General features: G+C 38.1%; 7 protein-coding genes and 1 tRNA gene. 6 read left to right on the top strand and 2 right to left on the bottom strand.

What is annotated here, in order from left to right:
- Positions 1-107: 107 nt before the first annotated feature.
- Both J3U50_RS01830 and gntK read right to left on the bottom strand, forming a co-directional pair.
- Positions 108-1436 (bottom strand): APC family permease, encoded by a 1329-nt coding sequence (locus J3U50_RS01830; protein WP_301945452.1) that lies wholly within the window; start codon positions 1434-1436, stop codon positions 108-110.
- A gap of 87 nt (positions 1437-1523) precedes the next feature.
- The gene (gntK, locus tag J3U50_RS01825) at positions 1524-3074 is read right to left on the bottom strand and encodes a gluconokinase (protein WP_301945451.1); all 1551 of its coding nucleotides are present in this window, start codon (positions 3072-3074) and stop codon (positions 1524-1526) included.
- A gap of 220 nt (positions 3075-3294) precedes the next feature.
- Between gntK and J3U50_RS01820 the strand changes: the two genes are divergently transcribed.
- The 6 genes from J3U50_RS01820 to pstC all read left to right on the top strand — a co-directional run bounded on the left by J3U50_RS01820 (position 3295) and on the right by pstC (position 8514).
- Positions 3295-4044 (top strand): GH25 family lysozyme, encoded by a 750-nt coding sequence (locus J3U50_RS01820; protein ID WP_301945450.1) that lies wholly within the window; start codon positions 3295-3297, stop codon positions 4042-4044.
- Between the two features lie 75 nt (positions 4045-4119).
- Positions 4120-5439: a DEAD/DEAH box helicase gene (locus J3U50_RS01815; protein ID WP_301945449.1), complete on the top strand. Its 1320-nt coding sequence runs from the start codon at positions 4120-4122 to the stop codon at positions 5437-5439.
- Positions 5440-5490: 51 nt separating this feature from the next.
- A tRNA-Arg gene (locus J3U50_RS01810) sits at positions 5491-5563 on the top strand.
- 144 nt (positions 5564-5707) lie between these two features.
- Positions 5708-6571 (top strand): phosphate ABC transporter substrate-binding protein PstS family protein, encoded by an 864-nt coding sequence (locus J3U50_RS01805; RefSeq protein ID WP_301945454.1) that lies wholly within the window; start codon positions 5708-5710, stop codon positions 6569-6571.
- A 156-nt stretch (positions 6572-6727) separates the two neighbouring features.
- Complete coding sequence (locus tag J3U50_RS01800) at positions 6728-7585, top strand: phosphate ABC transporter substrate-binding protein PstS family protein (RefSeq protein ID WP_368042532.1); 858 nt, start codon at positions 6728-6730, stop codon at positions 7583-7585.
- A 14-nt stretch (positions 7586-7599) separates the two neighbouring features.
- A complete protein-coding gene (gene pstC / locus J3U50_RS01795) occupies positions 7600-8514 on the top strand; it encodes a phosphate ABC transporter permease subunit PstC (RefSeq protein ID WP_053792859.1) in 915 nt (304 codons plus the stop codon).

Below are 8514 nucleotides of genomic sequence, written 5' to 3'. Positions count from 1 at the left end.
AATGGCAGCTAATTTTAATTCTTTAGAAAACATAAAAGAACCCCTTAAGTTAGATTTCTCCAACTCAAGGGGTTCAGTTCATTCGAACTTAATCGAATGCTTTTTTATTATTTACTGTTTCTCAAATGTCTTTGTTGTAGGTAGTAAACCGGGATACCGATTAATGTTAATAGTAATCCGACTAATGCCAAACCAGTTTGAGTAATCAATGTTTCGGCAAGGATGAAGATACCACCAACCAAGGCGATGATAGGTACGATTGGATACCATGGCACCTTGTATGGACGAATCATTTCTGGTTCCTTACGACGAAGCTTGAATACGGCAACGAATAGTAGACAGTTAAAGATCCACATAACGAACACTAACATGTCAGTTAATAGGTCAAAACTACCAGCAAAAATCATTAGAATTGCGATTACAAATTGGAAGATTCCAGAAGTGTAAGGGACGCGAGTCTTCTTTGAAAGTTTAGCGAACCAATCACTAAATGGAAGTGACTTGCTTTGACCCATGGCATAAGGAATTCTCATACCTGATAGGGTGTAACCGTTTAATGAACCGTAAACAGAAACTAGAATACCGATAGTAACTAACTTACCACCGAATTCACCGAATAGCTTGATAGCAGTTTCTGAAGCGGTGTTTTGGTTACCAGCGATGTGGTCAATTGGAAGTGTCTTTAGGAAGGCAACGTTTACCAATGTGTAGATAACCATAATCAAACTTAGACCGATAATGATAGCCTTTGGTAAGTTCTTCTTAGGGTTCTTAATTTCACCGGCAACGTCACAAACACCAATCCAACCATCGTAAGCAAACATAGTTGCTAGTAAACCTGAACCAAAAGCAGTCCAGACATTAGCGTGATCACTTGGACTAATTGGTAAGAATGAAACGTGAACAGCACCAGGAATAAATAGACCAAAAATAGCAATTAGAATAATTGGAATTAGCTTACAAATAAGGGCAACTGTTTGAACGTTTCCACTAATCTTTGATCCCAATAAGTTAATGAATAACACACTCAATGCCACAATGATTGCCATTGGGTTTAAGATGTTTGGGTTTAAATGGAATAGGTTAATTAATTGTGTTGAGAAAATAATTGCTTCAGCGGCAATGTTGGCAGGGTAGTAGACCAAAATTTGGGCCCAACCCATTGAAAAACCAGTAAGCGGACCATAAGTATAATCAAGATACTTGATGGCTCCACCAGTCTTAGGAATGGCAGCTGCTAATTCAGATACAGTCAAACCGGCACAGATAGTTAGTAATCCACCAACAATCCATGCTAAAACGGTTAGGGTAAATGAATGAGTACTGTTAACAACACTGGCGGTCTTAAAGAACACACCGGCACCGATAACAGTTCCCATAACTGTTGAAAGAGCAGCCATCATGCCGATTCCACGTTTTAATTCGTTTTCATGCATGACGAATATCCTCCTAGATAATTTTTAATATAAAAAAGGAAGGGGTCTAAATAGACACCCAACCTTTTTCGTAAATAATATTAGTTATTATTTGTCTTCGCTTTCAACATCGTGTTTACGTTGGAATTCAGCAATGTTCTTGTATTCAGTTTGAAGTTGACGACTCAAACGAATGTAGATAGGAGCTAATTCACGGTAAACTTTGTAGTTGTCAGGATTTGGCTTGTGGGCGTTAGTTACTCCAACGAAGTCCTTAACCTTTTCTAGGTCATCAATGATACCTAATGAGTACATACCTAATGTAGCAGCACCTAAAGCAGTACCTTCAAAACTTTCTGGAATAGTAACATCTTGTTCGAAGATGTCAGCTAACATTTGACGCCATAGTTCTGAACGAGCAAAACCACCAGTAGCTTGGATACTTGTTGGCTTACCAATAACTTCTTCTAGGGCAAGACTAACAGTGTATAGGTTAAATACGATTCCTTCTAGAGCTGATCTAATCATATGAGCACGAGTGTGGATACGAGTTAAACCAAAGAATGAACCACGAGCGTTAGCGTCCCAGATAGGAGCACGTTCACCACCTAAGAATGGGTGGAATAGTAATCCATCAGAACCGGCTGGAATTTGTGAAGCAATTTCGGTTAATAGGTCGTATGAATCCATGTGCATTTGTTCGGCAGTAACCTTTTCAGGTGCACATAGTTGATCTCTTACCCAACGGAAGACGATACCACCGTTGTTAACAGGTCCCCCGACAACCCATTTGTCTTTTGATAAGTAGTAACAGAAAACACGACCCTTAGGATCAATAACAGGTTTGTCAGTAACGACACGAACGGCACCAGAAGTACCAATTGTAACAGCTAGAACACCTGACTTAATAGCATTAACACCAAGGTTAGCTAATGGACCATCTGAAGAACCGATAACGAATGGAGTATCTTCATCGATACCAATTACGTTAGCGTAAGCTTTGTTTAGTCCCTTGAATTGGTATGTAGTGTCAACTAATTCAGGAAGTTGGTCACGTGATACACCAGTTAATTCAAGTGCTTCTTCGTCCCAATCCATCTTGAAGATGTTGAACATACCAGTAGCATTGGCAATTGAGTAATCTTCTTTTAATTCACCAAATAGTTTGTATAGGATGTATTCCTTGATACCTACGAAGTAGGCAGCCTTGTCGTATACATCTTTTCTTTCATTCTTCAACCACATTAACTTGGTTAGAGGAGTCATAGGGTGAACTGGAGTACCAGTCTTTTCGTATAATTCCTTAGCCTTACCGCTTTCCTTTAGTTGGTCAGCGTAGTTAACGGCACGGTTATCAGCCCATGTAATAGCACGAGTTAATGGTTTGTGGTTTTCATCAAGTAAAATCAAACTGTGCATAGCACATGAGAATGAGATACCCTTCAATGTACCATTCTTTAGGTCAGCCTTACGTAAAACTTCAGTTAGACCTGCAAGCATGGCAGAGAAGATTTCTTCTGGATCTTCTTCGGCCATATCTGGAGTATCTTGGTATAAAGGATAACCATCGTTTGAGTATCCCTTAACTTCTCCATCGGTATCGTACAAAACAGTTTTTACACTGGTTGTTCCAATATCAACACCAATGATGTAGTTCATAACATAACTTCCTTTCGATCTAAAAAGAGAGACTTAATTTATTTTTTAATAATGTTAACTATTATAATAAAATCCGCATAAAAAGTCATCACTAATTTATTTAGTTACCGCTTTCATTATATTGAAAACAAATGGTCGATTCAAGTGTTTTAACGTGTTTTATAGTAATTTGCAGTCATTATGATTATAATAAGGTTAATTGTATAAAAGAGGTGAGTGAATGGATACCAGAATGTCTTTGTATCATCAAAAACCAAAGCCTTCTAAAAATAACGGCCAGTTTTTCAAAAAGTATGCATGGTTAATTGCAATTTTAATTGTTTTATTAGGTTCAATCTTCGGTTATGTTGCATACCAAAGTTATGAAAATAATATGATTAATAAATATCAAGTTAAGGGAATCATGATCAGCCAATCAAACGGTTATATCGATTTCGTGACCCTAGCCAATACCGGCCAAAAGTTTGTCTACATTCGTGCCAGTCAGGGTGCTACATATACAGATGATGACTTTAGTGATAATTTCCAACGCAGCCAGGGCTCTGGTTTGCAGGTTGGGTCTTACCATGTTTTTAGTACGCAAACCGCGATTAAGGATCAATTGAAGAACTTTACACGAGAAGTTGGCGATGACTACGGAACATTACCTCCAATGGTAGAGGTGACTTCACCTTTATCAGATGATCAGGTTCATCGACTTTCTGAATTCATTTACATGGTGCATAAATACTATGACACCAATGTGGTTGTTAGAAGTAGCACGAGTGTCTTCAATCGATTAGACAAGAAAATCGAACATGACGTGCAGTTCTTCAGCGGAAACGTAAATAATAAACGCGCCAATTTTATCGAAGTGAAGAATAATCGAAAGATTAGTATTGATGGTTCAAACGTCTACGTTAACCAGATTGCCTTTAACGGTAATAAGAAGGGTTGGCAACAGTATCTATTGAAGAATCAAGACCGTTAATAAACATCGATATTAATGAAGATATTTGCTAAAATAGAAGATATATTAATTCGAATTTGAGTAGGGGAACCCAGAATGTTAGAACAATTTCAAAAGTATTTTAACAAGCTTGGATATGACAAACAGACGCTGATTCAAGAGCGTGTCTATCCAATTATCAAGAACCACGATAGCGTCCTAGGACTATCACCAACCGGATCAGGAAAGACAGTCGCATTTTTAATTCCAAGCATCGAAATTCTAGAACCTGAAGGTGGTTCACAATTATTAATCATCGAACCATCTCAAGAGCTAGCAATTCAAACCGCAAAGGTAGCTAGAAACTGGGCTAATTTGCGTGGAATGAAAGTGTTGGCTTTAACTGGTGGTGCCAACATCAAACGTCAAATGGAACGCTTGAAGAAGCATCCTGAAGTAATCGTTGGTACTGCAGGTAGAATCAAGAACTTAATTGATGACAAAAAGTTAAAAACACATCTTTTTTCTACTATTATAATTGATGAAGCTGACGACCTATTACAAGGTGAAACTTTGACCACGGTTAGAGACATTGTTTCTTCCATGATGTCAGATGTTCAATTGGAATTCTTCTCAGCTACAGCGACACCAATTCTAGATCAATTATCAGGTTGGTTTGGTAACCGTGACATCAAAAAGGTTGACGTCCGTGCTGAAGACAAGACCCAAGGTCACGTCGAACACGGCATGATGAATGTCTTACGTAAGAATAGAAACAAGATGTTGGCACGTTTGCAACACGTTGCTGGTTTTAAAGCATTGGTATTCTTCAACCAAACCGTTGATTTGAACAAGACCTACAGTTTCTTCGTTCATAATCACTATCAAGGTGTGGCCAAACTAACATCTGATCAAAATCAAACCAAGCGTCAAAAGGCAATGGATGATTTTAGATTAGGTCGTATCAAATTGTTATTAACCACTGATGTTGCTGCTCGTGGTTTGGATATTGCCAAACTACCGGCCGTTGTTAACTACGATTTACCTGATGAAGCCATCGACTACGTTCACCGTGTTGGTAGAACCGGTCGTATGGGTGAAGACGGAATGGTAATTAACTTTGGTGACGACCATGATTTAAGGGACTTGAAGAACCTATTATCCGATTATGATTTTGACTTCCAACCAAGTTACTTCTATAAGAATAAGATTGTAAAGTCGGTTCCAAAGACCGCTGAAAAAGTGGTTGAAGTGGTTGAAAAACCAGCTAAGAACGATAAATCTTCTAAGGAAGAGTCAAGCAAGCCTCGTGTTAAGAAGGTTAAAAAACAAGTGGTTTCTAACCCAGCACCTAAAAAACGCGTTAAGAAAAACAAGCATACCAAGAACAAGGGAATGCGTAACAAATGGCGTAAAAACAACAACAAGCAGGGTTAAAGAACTTTACAATAATTTACTAAAATGCGACAATATTAATTGTCGTTTAATGACTCCATAGCACAACTGGATAGGGCGACCGCCTCCTAAGCGGCTGATCTCGGTTCGATTCCGAGTGGGGTCATAAAAAAGTACTCACATTTTTAAAAGTGAGTACTTTTTTTATATTTACATAACTTTTACATTAAAATAACTTTAAATTTACAAACCGTCGATATACTAAGCTTGTAACATAAAATATTGGTTAGGAGATATTGATATGATTAAAATGAATAAGGTTCTATCAATTGCTTCAGTTGTTTTAGTTTCAGGTTCATTATTAGCTGCCTGTGGTAGCACAAGCGGTTCACAAGCTAGCGGGGATGTATCAGTTGTCGGTTCAACTGCTTTACAACCATTAGTCGAACAAGCTGCAAAGGATTACCAAAAGGATAATTCAGGTGTTAACATTTCTGTTCAAGGTGGCGGATCTGGAACAGGATTAAGCCAAGTTCAATCCAAGAGTGTTTCAATCGGTAACTCAGATGTGTTTGCCGAAAACCAAAGTGGAATTGACGCTAGCAAGTTAACAGATAACAAGGTTGCCGTAGTTGGGATGGCACCAGTTGTTAACAAGGGTGTTGGTGTTAAGAACATTTCACTAGAAAACCTAAAGAAGATTTTCACTGGTAAGATTACCAACTGGAAAGAACTTGGTGGTAAGAACCAAAAGATTGATGTTATCAACCGTGTAAAGGGAAGTGGAACTAGAGCTACTTTCGAAAGTAACGTTTTGAAGGGTGCTTCAGCTATCCAAACCCAAGAACAAGATTCTAACGGTGCAGTAAAGAAGATTATTTCAACTACCCCTGGAGCAATTAGTTACCTAGCATTCTCATTCATTGACAGTAGTCTTCAACCACTATCAATTGACAATGTTGCCCCAACAGACAAGAATGTTGAAACCAACGCTTGGAAGATTTGGTCATATGAACACATGTACACACCAAAGAAGGCTGACAAGAACGCTTCTAAGTTCATCAAGTACGTTGAATCTGGTAAAGTTCAAAAGACTTTAGTTAACAAGCTAGGTTACATCAGCATTTCAGACATGAAAGTAACCAAAGACAGTAACAACAAAATCGTAAAATAAACTAATTACAAGGGATCAGTTTAATCAAACTGGTCTCTTTTTTTGTACCAATTTCTAAAATTTACATAAAATTTACAAAAAATCTAAATTAGATTTACATTAAATCGGTATACTTATATTTGTAAATTAAAAAAGGATGATTGTATTATGATAAAAATTAAGAAATTAGCGATGATGACATCGGCAGTCTTATTCGCTGGAACAGTACTAACTGCGTGTGGAGTAAGCTCTGCGTCAAACGATAAAATTACAGCGGTTGGATCAACTGCTTTACAACCGTTAGTAGAAGAAGCAGCAAACGATTACCAAAAGGACCACAAAGGACTTTCAATTACAGTTCAAGGTGGGGGTTCTGGTACCGGTTTGAGTCAATTACAAGCAAAAGCCGTTACAATTGGGAACTCAGACGTGTTTGCTGAAAACCAAAAGGGAATTAAAGCCAAAGACATCGTCGATCATCAAGTGGCGGTAGTCGGAATCACACCCGTTGTTAACAAGGGTGTTGGAATAAAAAATATCAGCATGAAAAATTTACAAAAGATTTTCGAAGGAAAAATTACCAACTGGAAACAAGTTGGTGGTAAGAACCTACCAATCGAAGTTATTAACCGTGTTAAGGGTAGTGGTACCAGAAATACATTTGAAGCAAATGTGATGGACGGCCACAGCTCCGTGAAGGCACAGGAACAGGACTCAAACGGAACAGTTAGAAGAATCATTGCTACCACTCCTGGAGCAATCAGTTACCTATCATTCTCGTTTGTCGACAAGACCATCCAATCACTATCAATTGATAACGTAAAACCAATTGATAAAAACGTTGAAACCAACGCTTGGAAGATCTGGTCATATGAACACATGTACACAGCTAAGAAGGTTAGTGATAACACTAAGAAGTTCTTGGCATATATGAATTCAGAAGAAGTACAAAAGGGTTTAGTAAAGAAATTAGGTTACATTAGTATCAGCGATATGAAAGTGAAAAGGGATGCTAACAACAAAGTAATCAATTAATTGGAGGAAGACTCATGGAAATTAATAAGAAAATATTAATGCCATCCAAGGAAACACGCCAAGAAAAATTTGGTCGTACTTTAAGTTTTATCAGTATTTCAGCAATTGTTGTCTTGGTGGCTTTGATTTTATACTTCATCATCTCAAAAGGGATTTCTACCTTTACTGACAACCACGTTAACTTGTGGGACTTTATCAGTAAAAAAGATTGGTCACCTTCAACCATCGGAAAAGATGGTAAACCAGAAGTAGGGGCACTACCTATGATTGTGACATCATTCAGTGTTACTTTCCTATCTGCCTTACTTGCCACACCATTTGCGATTGCCGCTGGTATTTACATGACCGTTATCGGCCCTAAGAAGAGTCGTGGATTCCTACAAACTGTTATCGAATTACTAGTTGGAATTCCTTCAGTTGTTTACGGTTTTATTGGATTAACTATTATCGTTCCAATCGTAAGAACTTTATTCGGTGGAACTGGTTTTGGGATTTTATCAGCAACATTAGTATTGTTCGTAATGGTGTTACCAACCATCACATCACTAACTGTTGATAGTCTAAACGCCGTACCAAAGCATTTATCTGAAGCATCACTTGCCTTAGGTGCCACTCGTTGGCAAACAATCTACAAAGTTATTTTAAGATCAGCAACTCCAGGTATCTTAACAGCCATCATCTTCGGAATGGCCAGAGCATTCGGTGAAGCCTTAGCCGTACAAATGGTAATTGGTAACGCCATCTTGATGCCTAAGAACTTGATTACACCATCATCAACATTAACCAGTCAATTAACTACCGGAATTGGTAACACTGTCATGGGAACTCTAGGCAACAATGCCCTATGGTCATTAGCCTTGGTTCTACTTCTAATGTCACTATTCTTCAACATCTTGGTTAAGTTAATTGGAAAGAGAGGTAAGTTCTAA

The organism is Lactobacillus sp. B3795, assembly GCF_026535805.1.
Lineage (GTDB): Bacteria > Bacillota > Bacilli > Lactobacillales > Lactobacillaceae > Apilactobacillus > Apilactobacillus kunkeei_C.
The sequence above is the reverse complement of the archived record's forward strand: the minus strand, read 5'-3'. Positions and strand labels throughout refer to the sequence as shown.